Genomic DNA, 21,544 nt, shown 5'->3' with positions numbered 1-21,544 from the left:
ATCAGCGCGATTGTGCTTTGGACGCGGCGTTGCCGAAGCGGCTGCGGATGATGCCGATGATCATCGGTACCAGCGACAGCAGGATGATGCCCACGACCAGCAGCGACAGGTTTTGTTTGATGAACGGTACGTTGCCGAAGAAGTAACCGAGGGTCACCAGGCCACCGACCCACAGGATGGTGCCGAGAACGCTGAAGGCAAAGAACCGCGGATACGGCATTTTCGCCACGCCGGCGACGAACGGTGCAAAGGTGCGGATGATCGGCAGGAAACGCGCCAGGGTCACGGTTTTGCCGCCGTGTTTGTCGTAGAAGTCGTGGGTTTGCTGCAGGTAGTCGCGGCGGAAGATTTTCGAGTTCGGGTTGCTGAACAAACGCTCACCCGCCGTTCGTCCGATCACATAGTTGGTGCTGTCGCCAAGGATCGCCGCCAGCATCAGCAGGCCGCCCAGCAGCACCGGGTCCATGCCGCCACCGGCCGCAACGGCACCCGCGATAAACAGCAGGGAATCGCCCGGCAGGAACGGCATCACCACCAGACCGGTTTCGCAGAAGATCACCAGAAACAGAATGGCGTAAATCCATGGCCCGTAGTTGGTTACCAGCAAATCGAGGTAAACATCGAGATGCAGGATAAGGTCGAGCGGGTTGAAATCCATGGAGAGCACCTGAGGTGACGGCCCGACTCGGCAGGCCTGTGCGGATGACTTCGCGAAAGGCTACAGACGGGTGTAGTTTTTCTTACAAGCCGGAAAGGTCGGCATTATACGGTCTGACAGGTGAAAAGCGCGTTGAGTTTGTAGCGGGGAATGTCGACAGGATCAACGGTTGGTATGGACCACTGTGGGAGCGAGCAAGTCGAATCGTCGCACCGCCGCTCCCACAGGTATTGAGGCGGATCAGAGCTCCTCGCTGATCGGCAACACGTAGTTCTTGAACTCGGTGTCTTCCTTGAACCCGATGGATTCGTAGGTTTTCTGCGCGACTTCGTTATTGCTGCTGGTGGAAACGCGCATGCGTACAGCGTTGGTTTCCTTGGCCATTTTTTTCGCGGTGCGGATGAGGTTGTCGGCCACCAACTGGCGGCGGGCCTCTTCGGCAACGTAGATGTCGTTGAGGATCCACACGCGCTTCAGCGAAAGGGACGAAAAGCTCGGATACAGCTGACAGAAACCCATCAGTTTGTTGCTGTCGTCATCGGCCAGGGCCAGGTAGATCACCGACTCCTTGCGACGCAGGCGTTTTTCAAGGAATGCCCGGGACGAGTCGGGGTAAGCCAGGGAGCCATAAAACTCGCGATATTTAACGAATAACGGCGTCAACAGGTCCAGGTGTTCGAGGGTCGCTTGAATAATCCGCATGGTAGGTCTCGTCTTCAAGTGGCTGTCTTACATGGGGACGGCGACGGGAAACCCTGGCGGCCGTGCATCGATCCTGCCTGAAACATGGATAGAAACGCAATGCGGAAACGGTTCAGGTATCCGACGGGCTCAGTAGGAAATTACCTTTCACGTCCGCCCCCTCTTCCGACTCCAGTGTCAGAACCTGGGCTTCGTCCTTGAGATTGACTCCTGACAACTGCCGCCGACAGGCCTCGCGCATCAAGTACAGCAAGCGGTGCGCTGCCATGCCGTAACTCAGGCCTTCGAGTCGAACGTTGGAGATGCAATTGCGATAGGCATCCGTCAGCCCGACCTTTGGATTGTAGGTGAAATACAGTCCCAGGCTGTCCGGGGAACTGAGGCCAGGGCGTTCGCCGATCAGGATCACCACCATTTTCGCCCCCAGCAGTTCGCCGATCTCATCGGCTACCGCGACACGGCCCTGTTCCACCAGAATGACCGGTGAGACGGACCAGCCGTCATTCACAATCTGATCTTCCATTCGCGCCAGAAACGGCAGGGTATGGCGATGAACGGCCAGTGCCGATAATCCATCGGCAACGACTATGGCCAGATCGACACCGTCGGGATGGCTCAATGCGTAATCGCGCAGCGCCTGAGCCGACTCATCACTCAGCTTTCGCCCTAGATCGGGGCGTTGCAAATAACTGTTCCGGTCCGTAGCGGCGCTGTGAAGCTGCAAACTGGCTCGCCCGCGTTCAGCCAGTTGTGCGCTGAGCCCGGCAGAGTCGAACGGCAAGTGCACCGCGTCCCGTGCCTGCGCGTGGGCGTACTGGAAATCCAGCTGCGCGCTGGTCGGCATGCTGGTGCCGGTTCTACCCAAAGCGATCCGTGCCGGCGTCAGGCGACGCAGTTCCAGCAACGGGTTCTGTGGGTCAGCAGGTGGTTTGTCCATTTCAACACTCATCCCAGTTGTGCCATCGCTTGGCGGAAAGCCGGCGGCAGGCTGTCGCCGAAGTGAATCTTGCCGTCTGCCTGGGTGAAAATGCCCATTCTCGCCAGCCATTGTTCGAATTCCGGCGCAGGTTTCAGGCCCAGCGTCTGGCGGGCGTAAAGCGCGTCGTGGAACGACGTGGTCTGGTAGTTGAGCATGATGTCGTCGGAACCGGGGATGCCCATGATGAAGTTGATCCCGGCCACGCCCAGCAGGGTCAGCAGGGTGTCCATGTCGTCCTGGTCGGCTTCGGCGTGGTTGGTATAACAGATGTCGCAACCCATGGGCACGCCCAGGAGCTTGCCGCAGAAGTGGTCTTCAAGGCCGGCGCGGATGATCTGTTTACCGTTGTAGAGGTATTCCGGGCCGATGAATCCTACAACGGTGTTCACCAGGAACGGTTTGAAATGTCGCGCCACGGCGTAGGCGCGGGTTTCGCAGGTCTGTTGATCGATGCCGTGGTGGGCGTTGGCTGACAAGGCGCTGCCTTGACCGGTTTCGAAATACATCAGGTTCTGCCCCAGCGTCCCGCGATTCAGGCTCAAACCGGCGTCGTAGCCTTCCTGCAGCACGTTCAGGTTGATACCAAAACTGGCGTTCGCCGCTTCGGTGCCGGCGATCGACTGGAACACCAGGTCCAGCGGCACGCCGCGATTGATCGCTTCAATGGACGTGGTGACGTGGGTCAGCACGCAGGCTTGTGTAGGAATTTCGTAGCGCTGGATGATCGCGTCGAGCATTTCCAGCATGGCGCAGATCGAGGCGATGCTGTCGGTGGCCGGGTTGATGCCGATCATCGCGTCGCCGTTTCCGTACAGCAGACCGTCGAGAATGCTCGCGGCGATACCGGCGGGTTCATCGGTGGGGTGGTTGGGTTGCAGGCGGGTGGATAGCCGACCGCGCAGGCCCATCGTGCCGCGGAATTTTGTAACAACTCGAATTTTCTGCGCGACCAGCACCAGATCCTGCACGCGCATGATCTTCGACACGGCGGCGGCCATTTCCGGGGTCAGGCCGGGCGCGAGGGCGCGCAGGCTCTGTTCGTCCGCGGCATCGCTGAGCAGCCAGTCGCGAAAGCCGCCGACGGTGAGGTGGTTGACGGCGGCGAAGGCTTGTTTGTCGTGGGTGTCGATGATCAGACGGGTGACTTCATCGGCCTCGTACGGAATGAGTACTTCTTGCAGGAAGTGGCTGAGGGGGATATTGGCGAGGGCCATCTGCGCGGCTACCCGTTCGCCGTCATTGAGGGCGGCAACGCCGGCCAGAAAGTCCCCGGAACGCGCCGGACTGGCCTTGGCCATGACGTCCTTGAGACTCTCGAAGCGATAGGTCTGGGCGCCGACCGAGTGAGCAAAACTTGCCATACAGATTCTCCGTGACGGCGCAGGCAGGGCCTGCGCCGTGATTTCTGGCCGTTAGTGCAGGGCTTTTTCAGCGTTCTGAATGGCCGCGAATTCTTCTTCGGGCGTACCTGCTACCAAGTGATGCCGACTGTAGAAAGCAAAGTAAGCAATTAACACTCCATAGATGATCGCCGCGCCAATCACCACGCGTGGGTCTACCAGAAAACCCGCCACCACGGCGATGCAAGCCAGCACCAACGCTACACCCGAGGTGAAGATACCGCCGGGCGTGCGGTATGGGCGATCCATTTTGGGGCGCCGAATGCGCAGCGTGATATGCGCCGCCATCATCAGGACGTAGGAAATGGTCGCACCGAACACCGCCACCAGAATCAGCAGGTCGCCCTGTCCGGTCAGCGACAACCCGAAACCGATGATGCCAGGAATAATCAGCGCCAGTACCGGGGCCTTGCTTTTGTTGGTCTCGGACAGTTTGCGTGGCAAGTAGCCGGCGCGGGACAGGGCAAAGATCTGCCGCGAATAGGCATAGATGATCGAGAAGAAACTGGCGATCAGACCCGCCAGGCCCACCAGATTGACGAAATGGCCCATCCAGGTCGAGCCGCCATAGGCCTTGCTCAATGCTTCGACCAACGGATTACCGGAGGTCAGCAGCGCGTTGGCGCCAGCACCGCCTGGTCCGATTACCAGAATCAGCAGGGCAAAGCTCACCAGCACCAGCATGGCGCCGATCAATCCGCGAGGCAGGTCGCGTTTCGGGTTTTTGGTCTCTTCTGCTGCCAACGGCACGCCTTCGACAGCGAGAAAGAACCAGATCGCGTAAGGAATTGCCGCCCACACGCCGACGTAGCCGAAGGGCAGGAAGCTGCTGGCGCCCTTGGCGTCAGTCACCGGGATGTCGAGCAGATTGGCGACATTGAAGTGCGGCACCATCGACACCAGGAACACGCCCAGTGCCAGCGCGGCGACGGCGGTGATACCGAACATCAGTTTCAGGGCTTCGCCGACCCCGAAAATGTGAATGGCGATAAAGATGATGTAGAACGCCAGGTAAATCATCCAGCCGCCGATGCCGAACAGTGATTCGCAATAGGCGCCGATAAACACCGCGATCGCCGCCGGGGCGATTGCGTATTCGATCAGGATCGCAGTCCCCGTCAGAAACCCGCCCCACGGCCCGAATGCGCTACGGGCAAAACCGTAGCCGCCACCCGCGGTAGGAATCATGGAAGACAGTTCCGCCAGGGAGAAACACATGCACAGGTACATGGTTGCCATCAGCAACGTGGCGAGAAACATACCGCCCCAGCCACCTTGGGCGAGTCCGAAGTTCCAACCCGCATAATCGCCGGAGATGACGTAGGCCACCCCCAGACCCACCAGCAGGACCCAGCCTGCTGCACCTTTTTTCAGTTCCCGTTGCTGGAAATAGTCGGAGCCGACTTTTTCAAAGTCGACCGAGGAGGTAGCCGGCTGCACGCTGGCTTGATCGCTAGGCATAGGGGTTCACCTGTTCTTATTGTTTTTGACCGGCATGGTTGCCGGGTGGGCGCGAAGGTCTAAGGTGCAAGCAAGCTCACTCCCGCAAGGAGAGTGGCTTGCCTGCGACAGACGCTTTAGAAGAAGCCCAACGGATTGATGTCGTAGCTCACCAGCAGGTTTTTGGTCTGCTGATAGTGGTCGAGCATCATCTTGTGGGTTTCACGACCGACGCCGGATTTCTTGTATCCGCCGAACGCGGCGTGTGCCGGGTACAGGTGATAGCAATTGGTCCACACACGACCGGCCTTGATGGCGCGGCCCATGCGGTAGGCGCGGTTGATGTCGCGGGTCCAGAGACCGGCGCCGAGGCCGAACTCGGTGTCGTTGGCGATGGCCAGGGCTTCGGCTTCGTCCTTGAAGGTGGTGATGCTCACCACCGGGCCAAAGATTTCTTCCTGGAACACGCGCATTTTGTTGGTGCCCTTGAGCAGGGTCGGCTGGATGTAATACCCGGTCGCCAGGTTGCCCTCGAGTTTTTCCACCTTGCCGCCGGTCAGCAGCTCGGCGCCTTCGCCCTTGGCGATTTCCAGGTACGACAGGATTTTGTCGAATTGCTGCTCGGACGCCTGGGCGCCGACCATGGTGTCGGTGTCCAGCGGGTCGCCACGTTTGATCGACAGGACTTTCTTCATCACGACTTTCATGAAGTCGTCATAGATCGACTCTTGCACCAAGGCGCGGGAAGGGCAGGTGCAGACTTCGCCCTGGTTGAAGAACGCCAGCACCAGGCCTTCGGCGGCTTTTTCGATGAAGGTTTCTTCGGCTTGCATGATGTCGGCGAAGAAGATGTTCGGCGACTTGCCACCCAGCTCCACGGTGGACGGAATGATGTTTTCGGCGGCGCATTTCATGATGTGCGAGCCGACCGGGGTCGAGCCGGTGAAGGCGATCTTGGCGATGCGTTTGCTGGTGGCGAGCGCTTCGCCGGCTTCTTTGCCGAAGCCTTGCACCACGTTCAACACGCCCGGTGGCAGCAGGTCGCCGATCAGCTCCATCAGCACGGTAATGCCCAGTGGCGTTTGCTCGGCAGGCTTGAGCACCACGCAGTTGCCGGCGGCCAGGGCCGGGGCGAGTTTCCAGGCGGCCATCAGGATCGGGAAGTTCCACGGGATGATCTGCCCGACCACGCCCAGCGGTTCATGGATGTGATAGGCCACGGTGTTGCCGTCGATTTCGGCGGCGCTGCCTTCCTGGGCGCGGATGCAACCGGCGAAGTAGCGGAAATGGTCCGCCGCCAGCGGGATGTCGGCGTTGAGGGTTTCACGCACGGCTTTGCCGTTGTCCCAGGATTCGGTGATTGCCAGGACTTCCAGGTTCTGTTCGATGCGGTCGGCGATTTTCAGCAGCACCAGCGAGCGCGCCTGGGCGGACGTGGCGCCCCAGGTATCGGCGGCTGCGTGGGCAGCGTCCAGGGCCTTTTCGATGTCTTCGGCCGTGGAGCGCGGGAATTCGGCAATCGGTTGGCCATTTACTGGCGAGGTATTGGTGAAGTACTGACCTTTGACAGGCGCGACGAACTCGCCGCCGATGTAGTTACCGTATTTGCTCTTGAACGAAACGATAGCGCCTTCAGTACCGGGGTGAGCGTAACGCATGGTGATTTCTCCTTGGCTTTTGTGCTTATAAGGGAGAGCGCATGTGCGCCTGCTATAAGCGTAGAGCAAAGGTCGGGCCACTGCGTTGCAGGTCAGGTAAATCAAGGCCTTGCGCGGTTTTTGTCGGACCGGCGGACGGCGTCTGTGACGGTTTCGGTACGGTCCCTGTGACACTTTGTACCGCTTCTGGCGCAAGGTGTGACGGGGCGGTCTCGCCAGCATTGCAATGCGCGCTAGGCTGGAGGATGCTCGGCCTCACGCCATTTTGCTTCGTGTAGCAGCTGCCGAAGGCTGCGTCCGAGTGCGAAGCACTCGCCTCATTTTTGGCGATGCATACGGGACACCGGTTTACGACTGCTTCGCAGCCGGACGCAGCCTTCGGCAGCTGCTACACGGATGCGGAGCAGACTCAGCGGGGAGAACAATAAGAAATGCACGACAACCATTTGAGTCGCCATGCCCAGCAGGTCTTGACCGTCACTCAGGGCAAAACCCACCTGCACGGTCCCGGCAGCGACCCGTCGATTGCCCGCTCCTGGCTGCGCTGTCTTGAGGACTACCACCTCGACCCGGCCCTGACCATGGCGCCGACGGTGCTGGAACATGGCCGCGTACTCGAAAGCCGCGAGCGCTTGCAACAAGTACTGCACATCGCCGGCAGTGAAATGACCAGCCTTCATCAGCAGCTCTCCGGCGCTGGCCACGCCGTTCTGCTGACCGACGCCCGTGGCGTGATCCTCAATTGCGTCACCGCGCCTGCCGAGCGGAAGATTTTCGAGCGCGCCGGCCTCTGGCTCGGTGCCGACTGGAGCGAAGCCTGCGAAGGCACCAACGGCATTGGCACCTGTCTGGTGGAGCGTCAGTCCCTGACCATCCACCAGGACGAGCACTTTCGCGGCCGTCACACCGGCCTGACCTGCTCGGCGAGCCCGGTGTTCGACCCGCATGGCGAACTGCTGGCAGTGCTCGACGTGTCCTCGGCGCGGCACGAGGTCTCGCGTCAGAGCCAATTCCACACCATGGCCCTGGTCAATCTTTCGGCGAAGATGATCGAGAGCTGCTATTTCCTGCGCTACTTCGACAATCAGTGGCTGCTGCGTTTTCATCTTCAGGCCGAATCTGTCGGGCTGTTCAGCGAAGGGTTGCTGGCGTTTGACGGGGAAGGGCGGATCAGTGCGGTCAACCAGAGTGCGTTGAACCTGCTGGGGCATATTCGCGGTGGGTTGCTGGGCAAACCGGTGGAGGCGTTTTTCGATTGCTCGCTGGATGAATTGCTCGGCCGCGCCAGCGTCAATGCCAGCGCCAGTTGGCCGTTGCGCACCCGCGACGGGCGGTGCTTGTTTGCGGTGTTGCGCGGGCAGCCACGCAGCATTCCGGTGCCGGTGGTGCAACGTGCGGTGATCGCCGAACCTTCGCGCTTGTCGGGCATTTGTCTGGGTGACACGGGCTTGCAGGAAGATTTCCGCAAATCCTTGCGTGTGTTCGAGCGGGACGTACCGCTACTGATCAACGGCGAAACCGGGTCCGGCAAAGAAGCTTTTGCCAAAGCCGTCCATCAGGCCAGCCAGCGAGCAGAAAAAGCCTTCGTCGCCCTCAACTGCGCCGCCATCCCTGAAAGCCTGATCGAGAGCGAACTGTTTGGTTATCGCGGCGGCAGTTTTACCGGTGCGCGCAAGGAAGGCATGCGCGGCAAGTTGCAGCAGGCTGATGGCGGGACTCTGTTTCTCGATGAAATCGGCGACATGCCCCTGGCTTTGCAGACCCGGCTATTAAGGGTGCTGGAGGATCGTCAGGTGGTGCCGATCGGTGGTGAGCCGGAGTCGGTCAACGTACGGATCATCAGCGCCACTCACCGCAATCTGCTGGAGCGGGTGCAGGACGGCAGCTTTCGCGAGGATTTGTATTACCGGCTCAACGGGCTGGAAGTTGCACTGCCGGCGTTGCGTGATCGCAGTGATAAATCTCAGTTGCTCGACTTTTTGCTGGCCGAAGAAGCGGGCGGGGAAACCGTCTTGATCGACGGTCCGGCGCGCCAGGCTTTGCTGGCCTTCGCGTGGCCGGGGAATGTGCGGCAGTTGCGCAATGTGCTGCGGACCTTGGCGGCGTTGTGTGATGGCGGGCGGATCGGGCTGGAGGATTTGCCGGCGATGATCCGTCAGGCCCGACCGGTGCCGGTTGTTGCGGTTGAAGAGTCGTCGGACCATCCGCTGGATGATGCCGAGCGGTTGGCCTTGCTGAATGTGCTGGAACAGACGCGTTGGCATATGACTCACACAGCGGAACAGTTGGGTGTCAGTCGTAACACCCTTTATAGAAAACTGCGTAAACACGGGATAGCCCGCTAGGCCGTTGATCGTTCCCACGCTCCGCGTGGGAATGCCTCCCCGGACGTTCCGCGTCCGCTTTTGGGACGCAGAGCATCCCTTGCTGCATTCCCACGCAGAGCGTGGGAACGATCAGCGTGGGGACGATCATTAAAGACAGAGTGCGAATTTTCCCACCCTACGCTAACCTGCGGCCATGTTTTGCGAGGTCGACTAATGCACATTCACATTCTTGGTATCTGCGGCACTTTCATGGGTTCGATGGCGGTTCTGGCCAAAGAGCTGGGCCATCACGTGACGGGCTCCGATGCCAACGTCTACCCGCCGATGAGCACTCAGCTTGAAGCTCAGGGTATTGAGTTGACCCAAGGCTACGACCCGGCGCAGCTCGATCCGGCGCCGGATCTGGTGGTGATCGGCAATGCCATGTCCCGCGGCAACCCGGCTGTCGAATACGTGCTGAACAAAGGCCTGCCGTACGTCTCCGGCCCGCAATGGCTGGCGGATCACGTACTGCAAGGTCGCTGGGTGCTGGCCGTCGCCGGTACCCACGGCAAAACCACCACCAGCAGCATGCTCGCCTGGGTATTGGAACATGCGGGCATGAGCCCGGGTTTCCTGATCGGCGGTGTGCCGCAAAACTTCTCGGTGTCCGCTCGTCTGGGTGATACGCCATTCTTCGTGATCGAAGCCGATGAGTACGACAGCGCGTTCTTCGACAAGCGTTCCAAGTTCGTTCACTACCGCCCGCGCACGGCGATCCTGAACAATCTTGAATACGATCATGCCGACATCTTCCCCGATCTGCCGGCTATCGAGCGGCAATTCCATCATTTGGTGCGAACCATCCCGAGCGAAGGCCTGGTGATTCATCCGACCACCGAGCCGGCATTGCTGCGCGTTATCGAAATGGGCTGCTGGACCCCGGTGCAAACCACCGGCGCCGGTGGTCAGTGGCAGGTCAAACTGCTCAGCGAAGACGGTTCGAAGTTTGAAGTGATGTTCGAAGGTGTTGCCCAAGGTGTGGTCGAGTGGGACATGACTGGCCAGCACAACGTCGCCAACGCCCTGGCCACGTTGGCTGCGGCGCGCCACGTCGGTGTTGTGCCATCCATGGGCATCGCTGCGCTGAGCGCATTCAAAAGCGTCAAGCGCCGGATGGAGAAAGTCGCGGAGGTTCGCGGCATCACCATCTACGACGACTTCGCCCACCATCCGACGGCGATTGCGACGACCCTCGACGGGCTGCGCAAGCGCATCGGCGATGCACCGCTGATCGCGATCATCGAGCCGCGCTCCAACTCCATGAAGCTCGGCGCTCACCGCGACGGCTTGCCGGAAAGCGTGGTCGATGCCGATCAAGTGATCTGGTATGCGCCGGCCAACCTCGGTTGGGATCTGGGGGCTACTGCGGCGTTGTGCACGGTGCCGTCGATCGTCAGCGATTCGCTGGAAGGCATCATCGAGCGCGTGAAGAGCCAGGCCCAGCCCGGCACTCACGTGGTGATCATGAGCAACGGCGGCTTCGGCGGCCTGCACGGCAAACTGGCCGAGGCGCTGCAATGAACAACGGCCCGGAACGCATCACGCTGGCGATGACTGGGGCTTCCGGCGCCCAATATGGCTTGCGCCTGCTGGACTGCCTGATTCGTGAAGACCGCGAAGTGCACTTCATGATCTCCAGGGCGGCGCAACTGGTGATGGCCACCGAGACTGACGTGAGTTTGCCGCCGAAAACCCAGATGATGCAGGCCTTCCTTACCGAATACACCGGCGCTGCCGCCGGGCAGATTCGGGTGTATGGCAAGGAAGACTGGATGTCGCCCGTGGCCTCGGGCTCCGGCGCGCCGGCAGCGATGGTGGTGGTGCCGTGTTCCACCGGCACCTTGTCGGCCATCGCGACGGGAGCCTGCAACAACCTGATCGAGCGTGCCGCCGACGTCACCTTGAAGGAACGTCGCCAGCTGATTCTGGTGCCGCGTGAGGCGCCGTATTCGAGCATTCATCTGGAGAACATGCTCAAGTTGTCGAACATGGGCGTGACGATTTTGCCGGCGTCGCCCGGTTTTTATCATCAGCCGCAGACCATCGACGATTTGATCGATTTTGTCGTGGCGCGAATTCTCAATCTGTTGAACATTCCCCAGGACATGCTGCCGCGTTGGGGCGAACACCATCTGACCAGCGATGAATAAGCTGCTGGCGATTGTGCTGGCGCTGCAATTGGCTGGCTGCGCCACGGCGCGAACGCTCGATGCCGCCAAGCCAGGGGCGCCCGTGGTGTATTCGGGGACGCGTCTGGATTTGTATGCCTTGAATGGCGGTTGCTGTGCCATGGACCGCTTCGGCGCCGAAGCCCCGAGCTACCCCGGCATTGACCTGCCGGCCAGTGCGTTGCTCGACACGCTGCTGTTGCCGCTGTCGGTGCTCACGGTGATTGGCGTAAGTTTTCAGGCTACGGGTGGTCTCTGACTGATCGCTGACTGATCGCTGACTGATCGTTCCCACGCTCTGCGTGGGAATGCAGCCCGGGACGCTCTGCGTCCCAAAGCGGACGCAGAGCGTCCATTGAGGCATTCCCACGCAGAGCGTGGGAACGATCTTAGTAGGGCTTTACTTGCCGAGTTTGCGCAACTCATCCGACTCGACAATCCGCACCCCTTCCTGCTCTTCCAGCGCCAGTCGCCACATGGCGCGGGCCAGTTGGCAGGCTTCGATGCCGCGGTATTTGCCAGGGATCAAGCGCGACAAAGGCCCGACGAATTGCTCTGCCATGCGCGGTTCCATACGCTCGCCCAGCAGCAGCGAAGGTCGGCAAATGGTCAGTTGCGGCCAGTCCTGTGCGCGCAATGCATATTCCATCTCGCCTTTGACCTTGTTGTAGAAAATCGGGGACCTGCGATCGGCGCCCAGGGCACTGACCACGATCAGGTGCCGTGCGCCCATCTCCCGTGCACGTTTGGCGAATGCCACCACCATGTCCAGGTCCACTGCGCGAAACGCTTCTTCCGAGCCGGCCTTCTTGAGGGTGGTGCCCAGGCAGCAGTAGGCGATGTCGACGCGACCACTCAATTGCGGCAGAAACTCCGCCGGGTCGCCAACCGGGTTTTCCAGGTGGGGATGCTCGGCCAATGGCCGGCGTGAGGGCGCCAATACGCGTGTGATCGTGGGCTCGTTGAGCAGGCGATCAAGTAAATGCTCACCGGTCAACCCGGTAGCTCCGGCAAGCAATACGTGCTGAGGCGTCAAGTACATAGTGTTTCCCCCTTGATACATTTCAGCTTAGTTGCTCTTTGCATCCTTGCTGCTGATGGAGACACTTTGAAGCGCTTTTCGTGCCTGTTGCTTGCGCAACAGCTGCCAGTGGGAAAGAACGGTTTTCGGCGCCCAGATCTGCGGTTCAGAGGCTTCGAAGCTGTCCGCCAGTTCGCGCTCTGCGATGGTGGCCCTGGCCAGTTTGAAGGCGTGCTCCAGGTCGTCGGTCTGGTTCAGTGCCTTGGCGAACAGCGCGTCGCCGAAGTAGGTGAAGTTGGCTTCTTCCGAGCAGCCGAAGGACACGCGGTCAGCGCGCGAGGCGGTCATGATCAGGGTGCGTTCATCCTTGAGCGCCGGAATGAAGCCGCCCGAGTAGCAGGACGAAATCACGATGATCTTGTCGCGGTTTTTCAGCGGCGAGAGAACTGCGGCGAGTTCGTCGGCCGGCAGATCGGACAGTTCCATGCGCGGCTGGTCGAGCACAAATTCGTGTTCGCTGGTGCCGTGGCTGGTCAGGTAGATGAAGATCAGGTCTTCCGGGCCGCTACGTTCGGCCAGGGCGGCGGCAGCGCGACGCAGGTTTTCACGCGTGGCCATCGGCCGGTCGACGAGGTGGTCGCGATGGTTCACCAGGCGGATCTGGCCAAAGGCACTAAAGCGACTTTTGAGCATGTTGCTGACGTAATCGGATTCGCGCAGGAACACGCTTTGCTTGCCGTCACCGCCGAGTGTCAGGGTGTACAACTCGACTGTCGGCGTCGAAGCCGGCACGCTGGACAGTGCATCGTCGAGCAAGCGGCCCTGAGCCAGCAACCCGAGTTCCAGGCTGTCCGGCAGCAGCTTGCCATCGGCATCGCGAACCCGCTGGCCGTTGACCCACGTACCGTTTTGCACTGTGCCGTCAGTCAGCACCAGGGTGCCGCGCCCCGAGTAACTGTCATTGTCGAATTGACCGATGTAGAAGCTGCCGTCGGACAGGTTCAATCGACCTTGGCCGGAGAAGCGCCAGTCAACGAACTGGCCGATGTAATGGCTGCCGTCGGCGCCGATCAACTCGCCCTTGCCGTTTAGCGATCCTTCCTTGAATTGACCGAGCCAGACATCACCGTCGGCGTTCTCGTAGCGACCCTTGCCGTGCAGTTGATTGTTCTTGAAGCCACCGACATATATATCGCCATCGGCGCTGTTGAACGTCCCGTTGCCTTCGAGCTGACCGTCGACGAAATGCCCGGTGAACTGATTGCCGCTGGCGTCGCCCCGTTGGCCTTCGCCGTTGGGTTTGCCGTGGGCGAACTGGCCCTGGTACGAGCTGCCGTCTTCGAGTTCGAGACGACCGAGCCCTGAATATTGATCGGCCTTGAATTCGCCGCGGTAGGTCATGCCGTTTTCTTTGAGGGTGCCTTCGCCGTCCCGTCGACCGGCTTTGAAACTGCCGGTGAAGCTGCTGCCGCTGGTGGTCAGTGTGCCCTTGCCGTCGAACAGCCCCAGATTGAATCCACCGCGATAGACTTCGCCGTTACTGCCGTGCCATTCGCCCTGGCCATGCCAAAGGCCTTTGTCGAAATCGCCGGCGTACCAGCTGCCGTTCGGGTAATCGATACGGCCCTGGCCTTGCAGCAATCCGTTGACCAGTTCACCGCGATAGCGTCCGCCGTCCGGCAACCGGGCGTCGGGGGGCAACAGCGATTCGCCGTCGCCGCAAGCGGTGAGCAATAAGGTCAGGGCGAGGAGTGCAAGTGGGCGCATAGCGGGATCCGGGCAATTAGGCGACCGAGTATGCCGCAGCTGTTTGACCTTATATAGCCAGGAAACAGAAGAGGGCGCGAAACAGCCTGAGCTGCTTCGCATCCGGGATGGTTTACACGAAACAGAGGGACAGTGGCTCGGCGATGTAGGCCGGTTTGTCCGAGCCTTCGATCTCAAGCGTGGCGGTGGCCTTGAGCAGCCATTGGCCGGGTTTTTTCTCGATGACTTCGTTCATGTCGACCTTGAGTCGTACCCTGGAATTGACCTTCACTGGCTGAATGAAACGCACGGTATCGAGACCGTAGTTGACTACCATCTTCGCCCCTTCAGGCAGTATCAGGATGTCTTCCATCAGTTTGGGGATCAGCGACAGCGACAGGAAACCGTGGGCAATGGTGCTGCCAAATGGCGTTTGCGCGGCTTTGACCGGGTCGACGTGGATGAACTGAAAGTCCCCTGTGGCTTCGGCGAACAGGTTGATGCGCTCCTGATCGATGGTGAGCCATTCGGAACGTCCAAGTTCCTTGCCGACATAATCTTTGAGCTCTGCAACTGGAACATAGGGCATTGAGACTCTCCTTGGGTTCATCGGTTTTATAGTTTTTGAGGTGGGGGGATTTGACCTCCCGAGTTACCACTTTAGATCAACATGGCAAATGGCTCCGGTCAACTGACCATGATTTTGGCGAATGCCGGTCTATAGCGTTGACGTGCTTATAATGCTCGGCGCGTTCGTGCGGGATGAGATTGGCGGGAGATGACGGATGTTGTTACGTGGCCTGACCTGGCTGGTGCTGTTCCAATTGCTGGGCACAGCCATCAACCACTTGTTTCTACCCATACTGCCGGGGCCGATTGTCGGCCTGCTGTTGCTGTTGGTGTTCCTGATCAGCCGTGGCCAGGTCGGCGAGCCGCTGAACCTCGCAGCCAGCAGTCTGCTGCGTTACCTGCCGTTGTTGTTGGTGCCACCGGCCGTGGGTGTGATGGTTTACGCCAAGGACATTGCCGCAGATTTCTGGGCCATCGTCGGTGCGCTGGTGTTGTCTCTGTTGTTGTCCATGGCTTTCGCTGGCGTGCTGATGCAACGCATGGTCAAGCGTCACGCTCATCGTGAGGACAGCCAATGATCTTCGACTGGCACGGCGCCTGGGCGTCGGTGATTCATCATCCGTTGTTCGGCATCGGCATTACGCTGGGCGCTTATCAGCTTGTGCTTGCGGCGTACGAGAAAACCCGCTGGATCTTTCTGCAACCGGTGCTGGTCTCGATGCTGCTGGTGATCGGCGTAGTGGTGGGTTGCGGCCTGAGCTATGCCGAGTACCGCAAGAGCACCGAAATCCTCAGCATCCTGCTCGGGCCGGCGACCGTGGCGCTGGCGGTCCCGCTGTACCTCAATCTGCGACGCATTCGGCAGTTGTTCTGGCCGATATTTACTACGCTGGTGATAGGTGGTGTTGTCGCCACCGGCATGGGCGTATTGCTGGGCTGGTCGTTTGGTGCCGAACACATGATCCTGATGACCATGGCGCCGAAGTCGGTGACTTCGCCGATTGCCATGCTGGTGGCAGAGCAGATCGGTGGCGTTGCGGCGCTGGCGGCGGTGTTCGTGTTGATTACCGGGGTGATCGGGGCGATCTTCGGGCCGAGTCTTTTGACCCGGCTGGGCGTGCACAGCCCCGAGGCACGCGGCATGGCGCTGGGCATGACCGCCCACGCGGTCGGCACGGCGGTGGCGATGCAGGAAAATGAAGAATGCGGCGCCTTTGCGGCGCTGGCGATGAGTCTGATGGGCGTGGCCACGGCAGTTTTGCTGCCGTTGGCGGTGTCGATGGTGGTGTAAGGAAATGTCTATGAGCTTGCCGCTTTTTCCGCTGAATACAGTGTTGTTCCCAGGTTGCATCCTCGATTTGCAAATCTTCGAGGCGCGCTACCTGGACATGATCAGTCGCTGCATGAAGCAGGGCGGCGGCTTTGGCGTGGTGTGCATCCTCGACGGCGAAGAGGTCGGCATCGCGCCGGCGGGCTACGCGCTGGTCGGGTGCGAGGCGCTGATCACTGATTTCAAACAGCAGGACAATGGCTTGCTGGGCATTCGGGTGCAGGGCGGACGGCGCTTCCACGTGTTGAGTACCGAAATTCAGCGCGATCAGCTGACCGTCGCCGAGGTCGAGTGGCTGGAGGACGAACCTGAACAACCGCTGCAAGACGAGGACGCCGACCTGGTTGCGCTGCTCAAAGCCTTGGCCGAACACCCGATGGTCGAAGCGTTGAACATGGGCACCGAAGCAACCGGGCAGCAGTCGCTGGCCAATCAGTTGGCGTACCTGTTGCCATTTGCCGAAGTGGACAAGATCGACCTGCTGCAACTCGATGATCCGCAGCAGCGACTGGATGCGATTCAGGCGCTGCTGGATGAGTTGCAAGGTGAATTGTTTGCCTAGAGCTTGCCGACCGGATCAGGCGGTTGTCGGCGTTATCAAGTCAGGCGTAAAGACCATGTCGTTGGAGAACACTTCTTTACCGGCGGGAAAGTTAAGCACCGGTTTGTTGGCCGCCGCCACCTGATCGATCAACATGTCGTAGTCACTCAGGTTGTTTGCGCCGGCCCATGTCCGCTCTTCGATACTGTCAGCCTCGCCTCTGGTTGAGTGGTCGGCGTGAACATAGGATTGCAAGTAGATGTCACTGACCCGTGCTGCGCGGGTAAAGGTCGAGTTGACCAGCCAGATCCGGTCTGCGCTGAAGCCACGGCTGGATATTGAAATATGCCCTTCCAGATCATCATCGGGAAACCAGGTTTTACCGCCGGTTCTTTTCGATTCGTCGAGCGCATCCCTGTTGAAATGATAGTTTTCACGGGCCGGGACGATCTCGATGTTGCGGGTGTCGAGCAGGTAACAAAAGGCAATGTTCTGGTTGAGTCTTTTCGGGTAATAGTCCTTCTCCGTGATCCGTCCCGGTTCGCTGTCCGAGCCGCTGTCGGTATCGGAGTCTGCCGCACTGTCAACGGATTCTGTATCGCTCGACTCGGTTCGGCTCAAGTCGCCGGGGTACTTGTGGTACTGAGTGTCGTACAGAAGTTCTTTTATCCCGGATTGCTTGCCGAATTGGCGGATGTACTGTTTCGCGTTGTTCAGACTGAAGGTCGCGCTGACAGCCTTTTGTGTCGTTGAACCTTCACCGAGATCCTGGCGCGGGAGCATATGGCCGTCCCGGGAAAATTCGAAAGGCGTGCGGTCATCGCCCCTGAACATCGCGGGTATATCGGTACGGTACAAACAGTTGTATTTATTGCGCTTGTACCCGGCGTACGCCAGTAAGCCATCGAGATAGGTGCGGGTGTAATTGGCATTGAAATCCGTAAAGCCCCGCCCGCGGTTTCGCAGGCTGAAGATTTCAGGCAGCAACTCCTCGTAGGCGTCGTTGAACCGGTTGATGTTTGTCTCGTCGATGGACGTTTGTTTATGGTTCTCGGCCCACTGCGGGGCGGTGCCGTTGGCCTGTATCTCGGCGAGCATCTGTGTGAGTTGCCGGTTCGACAGGTTGTAAGGCTTCATCGTCGCCGCCACCTCATCCAGGGTTTTGTGCGGGCCTCGCAAGTTCATCCGGACTTGAAGCTGTTCAAGAAGCTTGCCTCTTTCTTCTGCGGTTACACGCGCCATCTCGACGTAATCAGGGGTGTTTCCCGTCTCTGTGGTCGGCTGCGTATCCGGCAGGCGCGGTGGTGTCGCCGGCAAACCGGGCCCCGATAGATCCTCGATCAAGGGGCGTTTTTTAGAAGGCCCTGGTTGCTCGTCGATCAGGGGCCGCTTTTGGGGAGTTGGTTGAGGATGGCGCTGGTTGAGCTGCACATTGTCGAACATCGCCTTCAATTGCCCGTACGAGTGTGGCTCCATTAACTCGGCAAATTCGTCTTGCTGCTTGTCAGGTGCCATCCAGCGTCGCAATTCGTTGATCAGATGGGGTTTGCGGCGTCGGTTTGTACGCGGTTGCGCCCATTGCGGCTTGTTGCCGGTACTGGCGACCTCGGCGCGAAATCGGCTGATCTGTGCTCCCTGCAATCCGTAAAAGTCCCAGATGTCGTAGTCCGTCCAGGCGGGAATTTGCTGCGCAGGCTGATTGATCGGGGTGTCTGGCGGATCGACTCTGACAAAGTGTCCGTTCATATCGACAAAAGCATATTGGGTCGCCGGACCGACGAGCGGGTCCGCGTCCTGTTTTCTATGCATCACCACATACCCATGAAGATTGGTTGCCTGTGGCTCCCAGGTGTAGTGGGCAATGTCGACGTAGCTTTGTGCGGGTAGTTGTTGTGCAGGCGCCGGTTGTGGCACATGCGTTGGTTTTATTGAGGACTCGCCGGGCAGCGACTCGGCAGCCAGGCGCCAGGTCCTGCTGTCTGGGTTGAGCCGCAACGCCGGTCCAGAGGCCGTCAGTTCGTTACGCCGTTTTGCCCGATACATTCCGACAGCGGAGTCGAACTCGACAAGCACCGTTCCACCGGACTGAATGTCGACGTACCGGCGTTGCGCCTGGACTCTAAACCCGTCAGCGCCGGGTGCGGGCAAGAGGTTTGAGGACGATGCGGGCAGACGGAACCGATGCAGTGGGTAGGAGCCGGAAGCGGCGGTTGGTGCTCCGGCAGTGGCAGTGTCCTGGACATTCAAGGCGGGCAATGGCAGCAGGGAAGGTTGAGTCAGGGAGGGGCCCGTGATGGGTAACAAGGGGGCTGGCGGCGTAGTGTCCGATGACATGCCTGCCTGCAGATTTGGGTGACCGATTGCAGAGTGTCCTGGCCCATGCAGCGGCGGCAGATTCAATGCGGGTGGTTCAGGTATGTTTATTTTCGGTATTGAAGATACTGGTGGTTTTGGCATGTTGGAATCCTTTCCAATAGTGGCCTGAAAGATGACCGGCTCCCGGAAGTCCAGGGCCGGTATTATTCAACGATGAGCAGAGCTGGCCTTATGGAAACACAATGTCGTTTGAGTATATTTCTCCGTCAGGCAGTTTGATGACAGGTTTGCCCAAGTTTGCGGCCTGATCGATCAAGTTGTCATATTCCCACTCGTTGTCGTCACCGCTCCAGGTTCTTTCTTCAATGGGTCTGCCCGCACGGGGGCTGTGCCTGGCGGACTCGGGCTGACTCAGGTACAGGGCGCAGATGTCATTGATCTTCGCTGCACGCGTCCCGCTCGAGTTGATCAGCCAGATCCTGTCAGCACTCAAGCCGCGCGCAGACATTGAAATGTGGCCTTCATATGAATCGTCGGGAAACCAGATCTTTTCACCGGGCTTTTTTTCGGTTCGCGCATAGGCATTGAAAGCCAGGTTTTCTTCGCCAGGCACAACTTCAATATTGCGGGTGTCGAGCAAATAGGTAAACCCGATGCGCTGATTTTGCCTTTTTGCGATGTAGTGTTTGTCATGGAAACGCAAGAGCGGGTTACCTGAGCTGTCCTCGTCGCTGCTGGATGAGCTGTCGTCCTCGTCACTGCTGGATGAACTCTCGTCACTGCTTGATGAACTTTTGCCTCTTTCTTCGTATCTGCGGGTTCCGCTGTAGTCGATTAATTCCCCTGGGTATTTGTGATGCTGAGTGTCATACAGCAACGCTTCCACCTCTGGAGCGCTGCGAGCATGTACATATGCCTCCGATAGACTGAACGTTGCGCTCACGGCTTTTTGTGTGGTTGATCCGACACCGTGTTTCTGGCGTGGGCGCATGTGATCCTCGAAAAACTCGAAGGGGTTGCGGTCGTCCCCCCTGAACATGGCCGGAATATCAGTTCTGTATAAGCAGTTGTATTTGTTGCGCTGGTAACCGGCCTTTGTGAGCAGGGCATTGAGATATGGACGGGTGAAGTTGTCGGAGAAGGAGATGTTGCCGGTTGACTGGTTTCTGAGGTGCAGTATCTCGGGCAACAGTTCTTCGTAGACTTCATCGAACCGATGAGGGTTGGTTTCGTCCATGGAAGAATGTCTGAGGTCCTCAGCCCACTGGGGAATGCGTCCTTGGGCCTGCACGTCACTGACCAGTCGCGAGAGCTGTCGTGTCGACAGGTTGTAGGGTTGAATCTGGCGGGTGATCTCCTCCCGCGATTTCGCGGCTGGTCCCGTGCTTGTCAGGGATCGAAGTTGTTCGATCAGTTGGTCTCTCAGTGCTCCGTACTCAACGGACTTCGTAATGTAGTCGGGCACTGCGGGACTATCCGCTCTGGAGGATTGTTCGTCCGCCAGGCGTGGGCGTTGTGCCTCGGCTCCGGTTTGCGCTTGCGGGTTGTCCAGCTTGCGTTTGTGTACTTCACGTTGGCGCCTGGCGACCGAATCGAGACTGACCTTGTCGAGTTGCGCCGCCCATTGCTCGACCGAATAGTTCAGAGGCTCCATTCGCCGGTTAAATTCATCCCGGCTCATATGTGGCGCCAACCAGCGGCGAAGTTCATCGAGAAGATACGATTTCTGAAGCCGCTCCTGTCGAATGGAGGCCCATTGCGGCTTCATCCCGGTGACCGTGACTTCGTCGCGGAAACGGGTGATATCACTGCCGGAAAGATCGTACATATCCCACAGGTCACGATCGGTCCACGCCGCTAGCTTGGCCGCCGGCTGGTCGATCGGGGTCGAGCCCGGTTCGACTTTGACGAACGAACCGTTGTCATCCTGAAAGGCCATATGGGTTTCGGGTCCTACGTGTGCGTCCAGGCCTCTTTTTCGATGCAGAACGACGTATCCCTGAAGGTTTGTTGCGTCCGGGTTCCAGACATAGTGTGTGCTATCAAGGTAGATGCGTGGGGCGATAGCAGTCGTTGACATGTTTACTGGCGGCGGGGCAGGGGGATTGAGGCTCCAGCTTTTTCCATCGTTGTTCAGGTGCAATACCGGTCCGCTGGGAGTCACTTCGAAGCGACGTTGTGCCCGGTATGTGTTCGTGCCTGCGTCATAGCTGACTTGGACTGTACCGTTGCCCGGGATGTCGACGTACATGCGTTGGGCATGGATTCGCAAGCCGGCGTCGTTTGGGGCGGGCAACATGTTTGCCGAGTAGACCGACACTCGAAACCCATTCAATGGATCATTGCCGAGAGCACGTGTCGGCACCGTGGACGTAGCGACTGCCTGTGTTTGTATCGGCTGCTGGGCGTCGGGCAACAGACCGGGTGTCAGCCCAGGCGCATGGGACGTGCCATCAGGCCATCCCGCAGCAGGTTGCATCGACTCCAGCCCTGTATTCACGCGGGTGCCCGGCAGCGACGCATCCGCTTGCAATCGCGGCGGGGTCGTCGTCGGCAGCTCAGGCAGGTTGATTTTGGGTATCGAAGATATCGGTGGTTTGGGTGCCATGTTGGAATCCTTTCCAGTGTTGAAGCGGTGTTTGAATG

At 59.3% G+C, this 21,544-nt stretch carries 18 protein-coding genes; 7 read left to right on the top strand and 11 right to left on the bottom strand.

Translation table 11 applies throughout. From position 1 onward, the window contains the following. Nucleotide 1: 1 nt before the first annotated feature. The 6 genes from AC3WP4_RS06445 to exaC all read right to left on the bottom strand — a co-directional run bounded on the left by AC3WP4_RS06445 (nt 2) and on the right by exaC (nt 6,837). Nucleotides 2-658 (bottom strand): DedA family protein, encoded by a 657-nt coding sequence (locus AC3WP4_RS06445; RefSeq protein ID WP_102616763.1) that lies wholly within the window; start codon nt 656-658, stop codon nt 2-4. 240 nt (nt 659-898) lie between these two features. Next, on the bottom strand, nt 899-1,360 hold the full coding sequence (locus tag AC3WP4_RS06440; RefSeq protein ID WP_074871233.1) for a GNAT family N-acetyltransferase: 462 nt from the start codon (nt 1,358-1,360) through the stop codon (nt 899-901). A 112-nt stretch (nt 1,361-1,472) separates the two neighbouring features. Beyond that, nucleotides 1,473-2,297, bottom strand: coding sequence for an ethanolamine ammonia-lyase subunit EutC (gene eutC / locus AC3WP4_RS06435; RefSeq protein ID WP_173860470.1), 825 nt, complete (start codon nt 2,295-2,297; stop codon nt 1,473-1,475). A gap of 8 nt (nt 2,298-2,305) precedes the next feature. Continuing rightward, nucleotides 2,306-3,700 carry an ethanolamine ammonia-lyase subunit EutB gene (locus tag AC3WP4_RS06430; RefSeq protein ID WP_102616765.1) on the bottom strand — a complete coding sequence of 465 codons (1,395 nt, stop codon included), beginning with the start codon at nt 3,698-3,700 and terminating at the stop codon, nt 2,306-2,308. A gap of 51 nt (nt 3,701-3,751) precedes the next feature. Beyond that, entirely contained in the window at nt 3,752-5,200 is a 1,449-nt protein-coding gene (gene eat, locus AC3WP4_RS06425) for an ethanolamine permease (RefSeq protein ID WP_074871226.1), read from the bottom strand. Nucleotides 5,201-5,316: 116 nt separating this feature from the next. Further along, complete coding sequence (gene exaC / locus AC3WP4_RS06420) at nt 5,317-6,837, bottom strand: acetaldehyde dehydrogenase ExaC (RefSeq protein ID WP_207250578.1); 1,521 nt, start codon at nt 6,835-6,837, stop codon at nt 5,317-5,319. Between the two features lie 431 nt (nt 6,838-7,268). On the opposite strand from exaC, the gene AC3WP4_RS06415 reads away from it, so the two are divergent. The 4 genes from AC3WP4_RS06415 to AC3WP4_RS06400 all read left to right on the top strand — a co-directional run bounded on the left by AC3WP4_RS06415 (nt 7,269) and on the right by AC3WP4_RS06400 (nt 11,633). Then, nucleotides 7,269-9,182, top strand: a complete 1,914-nt coding sequence (locus AC3WP4_RS06415; RefSeq protein ID WP_074871225.1) for a sigma-54-dependent Fis family transcriptional regulator — start codon at nt 7,269-7,271, stop codon at nt 9,180-9,182. Between the two features lie 195 nt (nt 9,183-9,377). Beyond that, a complete protein-coding gene (mpl, locus tag AC3WP4_RS06410; protein ID WP_074871220.1) occupies nt 9,378-10,727 on the top strand; it encodes a UDP-N-acetylmuramate:L-alanyl-gamma-D-glutamyl-meso-diaminopimelate ligase in 1,350 nt (449 codons plus the stop codon). Then, nucleotides 10,724-11,356, top strand: coding sequence for a flavin prenyltransferase UbiX (ubiX, locus tag AC3WP4_RS06405; protein ID WP_074871217.1), 633 nt, complete (start codon nt 10,724-10,726; stop codon nt 11,354-11,356). Before mpl ends, ubiX begins: the two co-directional genes overlap by 4 nt. Further along, entirely contained in the window at nt 11,349-11,633 is a 285-nt protein-coding gene (locus tag AC3WP4_RS06400) for a YceK/YidQ family lipoprotein (RefSeq protein WP_074871215.1), read from the top strand. Before ubiX ends, AC3WP4_RS06400 begins: the two co-directional genes overlap by 8 nt. 141 nt (nt 11,634-11,774) lie before the next feature. Here AC3WP4_RS06400 and AC3WP4_RS06395 read toward each other — a convergent pair whose 3' ends face one another. The 3 genes from AC3WP4_RS06395 to AC3WP4_RS06385 form a co-directional block, all read right to left on the bottom strand. Beyond that, nucleotides 11,775-12,416 carry an oxidoreductase gene (locus tag AC3WP4_RS06395; protein ID WP_074871213.1) on the bottom strand — a complete coding sequence of 214 codons (642 nt, stop codon included), beginning with the start codon at nt 12,414-12,416 and terminating at the stop codon, nt 11,775-11,777. A 27-nt stretch (nt 12,417-12,443) separates the two neighbouring features. Beyond that, nucleotides 12,444-14,162: a C13 family peptidase gene (locus AC3WP4_RS06390; protein ID WP_074871212.1), complete on the bottom strand. Its 1,719-nt coding sequence runs from the start codon at nt 14,160-14,162 to the stop codon at nt 12,444-12,446. A gap of 112 nt (nt 14,163-14,274) precedes the next feature. Continuing rightward, nucleotides 14,275-14,730: a MaoC family dehydratase gene (locus tag AC3WP4_RS06385; protein ID WP_074871210.1), complete on the bottom strand. Its 456-nt coding sequence runs from the start codon at nt 14,728-14,730 to the stop codon at nt 14,275-14,277. A gap of 196 nt (nt 14,731-14,926) precedes the next feature. On the opposite strand from AC3WP4_RS06385, the gene AC3WP4_RS06380 reads away from it, so the two are divergent. Genes AC3WP4_RS06380 through AC3WP4_RS06370 form a run of 3 tightly spaced genes read left to right on the top strand, consistent with a single transcriptional unit; the run spans nt 14,927 to nt 16,603 of the window. Continuing rightward, on the top strand, nt 14,927-15,289 hold the full coding sequence (locus tag AC3WP4_RS06380) for a CidA/LrgA family protein (RefSeq protein ID WP_076029618.1): 363 nt from the start codon (nt 14,927-14,929) through the stop codon (nt 15,287-15,289). Further along, on the top strand, nt 15,286-16,002 hold the full coding sequence (locus AC3WP4_RS06375; protein ID WP_074871207.1) for an LrgB family protein: 717 nt from the start codon (nt 15,286-15,288) through the stop codon (nt 16,000-16,002). Before AC3WP4_RS06380 ends, AC3WP4_RS06375 begins: the two co-directional genes overlap by 4 nt. A gap of 10 nt (nt 16,003-16,012) precedes the next feature. Further along, nucleotides 16,013-16,603 (top strand): LON peptidase substrate-binding domain-containing protein, encoded by a 591-nt coding sequence (locus AC3WP4_RS06370; RefSeq protein WP_076029619.1) that lies wholly within the window; start codon nt 16,013-16,015, stop codon nt 16,601-16,603. A 15-nt stretch (nt 16,604-16,618) separates the two neighbouring features. Here the strand turns inward: AC3WP4_RS06370 and AC3WP4_RS06365 are convergent, their stop codons facing one another. Further along, nucleotides 16,619-18,655 (bottom strand): hypothetical protein, encoded by a 2,037-nt coding sequence (locus tag AC3WP4_RS06365; protein ID WP_146011623.1) that lies wholly within the window; start codon nt 18,653-18,655, stop codon nt 16,619-16,621. 472 nt (nt 18,656-19,127) lie between these two features. Next, the gene (locus AC3WP4_RS06360) at nt 19,128-21,506 is read right to left on the bottom strand and encodes a hypothetical protein (RefSeq protein WP_146011622.1); all 2,379 of its coding nucleotides are present in this window, start codon (nt 21,504-21,506) and stop codon (nt 19,128-19,130) included. Between the last annotated feature and the right edge of the window lie 38 nt (nt 21,507-21,544).

Source organism: Pseudomonas sp. FW305-20, from assembly GCF_058788075.1.
This window is presented reverse-complemented; position numbering and strand designations above follow the sequence as displayed.

What these genes read in the sequence shown, in the direction of transcription:
- AC3WP4_RS06445 (WP_102616763.1), bottom strand. Translation starts at nt 658, where the DNA reads ATGGATTTCAACCCGCTCGACCTTATCCTGCATCTCGATGTTTACCTC.
- AC3WP4_RS06440 (WP_074871233.1), bottom strand. Translation starts at nt 1,360, where the DNA reads ATGCGGATTATTCAAGCGACCCTCGAACACCTGGACCTGTTGACGCCG.
- eutC (WP_173860470.1), bottom strand. Translation starts at nt 2,297, where the DNA reads ATGGACAAACCACCTGCTGACCCACAGAACCCGTTGCTGGAACTGCGT.
- AC3WP4_RS06430 (WP_102616765.1), bottom strand. Translation starts at nt 3,700, where the DNA reads ATGGCAAGTTTTGCTCACTCGGTCGGCGCCCAGACCTATCGCTTCGAG.
- eat (WP_074871226.1), bottom strand. Translation starts at nt 5,200, where the DNA reads ATGCCTAGCGATCAAGCCAGCGTGCAGCCGGCTACCTCCTCGGTCGAC.
- exaC (WP_207250578.1), bottom strand. Translation starts at nt 6,837, where the DNA reads ATGCGTTACGCTCACCCCGGTACTGAAGGCGCTATCGTTTCGTTCAAG.
- AC3WP4_RS06415 (WP_074871225.1), top strand. Translation starts at nt 7,269, where the DNA reads ATGCACGACAACCATTTGAGTCGCCATGCCCAGCAGGTCTTGACCGTC.
- mpl (WP_074871220.1), top strand. Translation starts at nt 9,378, where the DNA reads ATGCACATTCACATTCTTGGTATCTGCGGCACTTTCATGGGTTCGATG.
- ubiX (WP_074871217.1), top strand. Translation starts at nt 10,724, where the DNA reads ATGAACAACGGCCCGGAACGCATCACGCTGGCGATGACTGGGGCTTCC.
- AC3WP4_RS06400 (WP_074871215.1), top strand. Translation starts at nt 11,349, where the DNA reads ATGAATAAGCTGCTGGCGATTGTGCTGGCGCTGCAATTGGCTGGCTGC.
- AC3WP4_RS06395 (WP_074871213.1), bottom strand. Translation starts at nt 12,416, where the DNA reads ATGTACTTGACGCCTCAGCACGTATTGCTTGCCGGAGCTACCGGGTTG.
- AC3WP4_RS06390 (WP_074871212.1), bottom strand. Translation starts at nt 14,162, where the DNA reads ATGCGCCCACTTGCACTCCTCGCCCTGACCTTATTGCTCACCGCTTGC.
- AC3WP4_RS06385 (WP_074871210.1), bottom strand. Translation starts at nt 14,730, where the DNA reads ATGCCCTATGTTCCAGTTGCAGAGCTCAAAGATTATGTCGGCAAGGAA.
- AC3WP4_RS06380 (WP_076029618.1), top strand. Translation starts at nt 14,927, where the DNA reads ATGTTGTTACGTGGCCTGACCTGGCTGGTGCTGTTCCAATTGCTGGGC.
- AC3WP4_RS06375 (WP_074871207.1), top strand. Translation starts at nt 15,286, where the DNA reads ATGATCTTCGACTGGCACGGCGCCTGGGCGTCGGTGATTCATCATCCG.
- AC3WP4_RS06370 (WP_076029619.1), top strand. Translation starts at nt 16,013, where the DNA reads ATGAGCTTGCCGCTTTTTCCGCTGAATACAGTGTTGTTCCCAGGTTGC.
- AC3WP4_RS06360 (WP_146011622.1), bottom strand. Translation starts at nt 21,506, where the DNA reads ATGGCACCCAAACCACCGATATCTTCGATACCCAAAATCAACCTGCCT.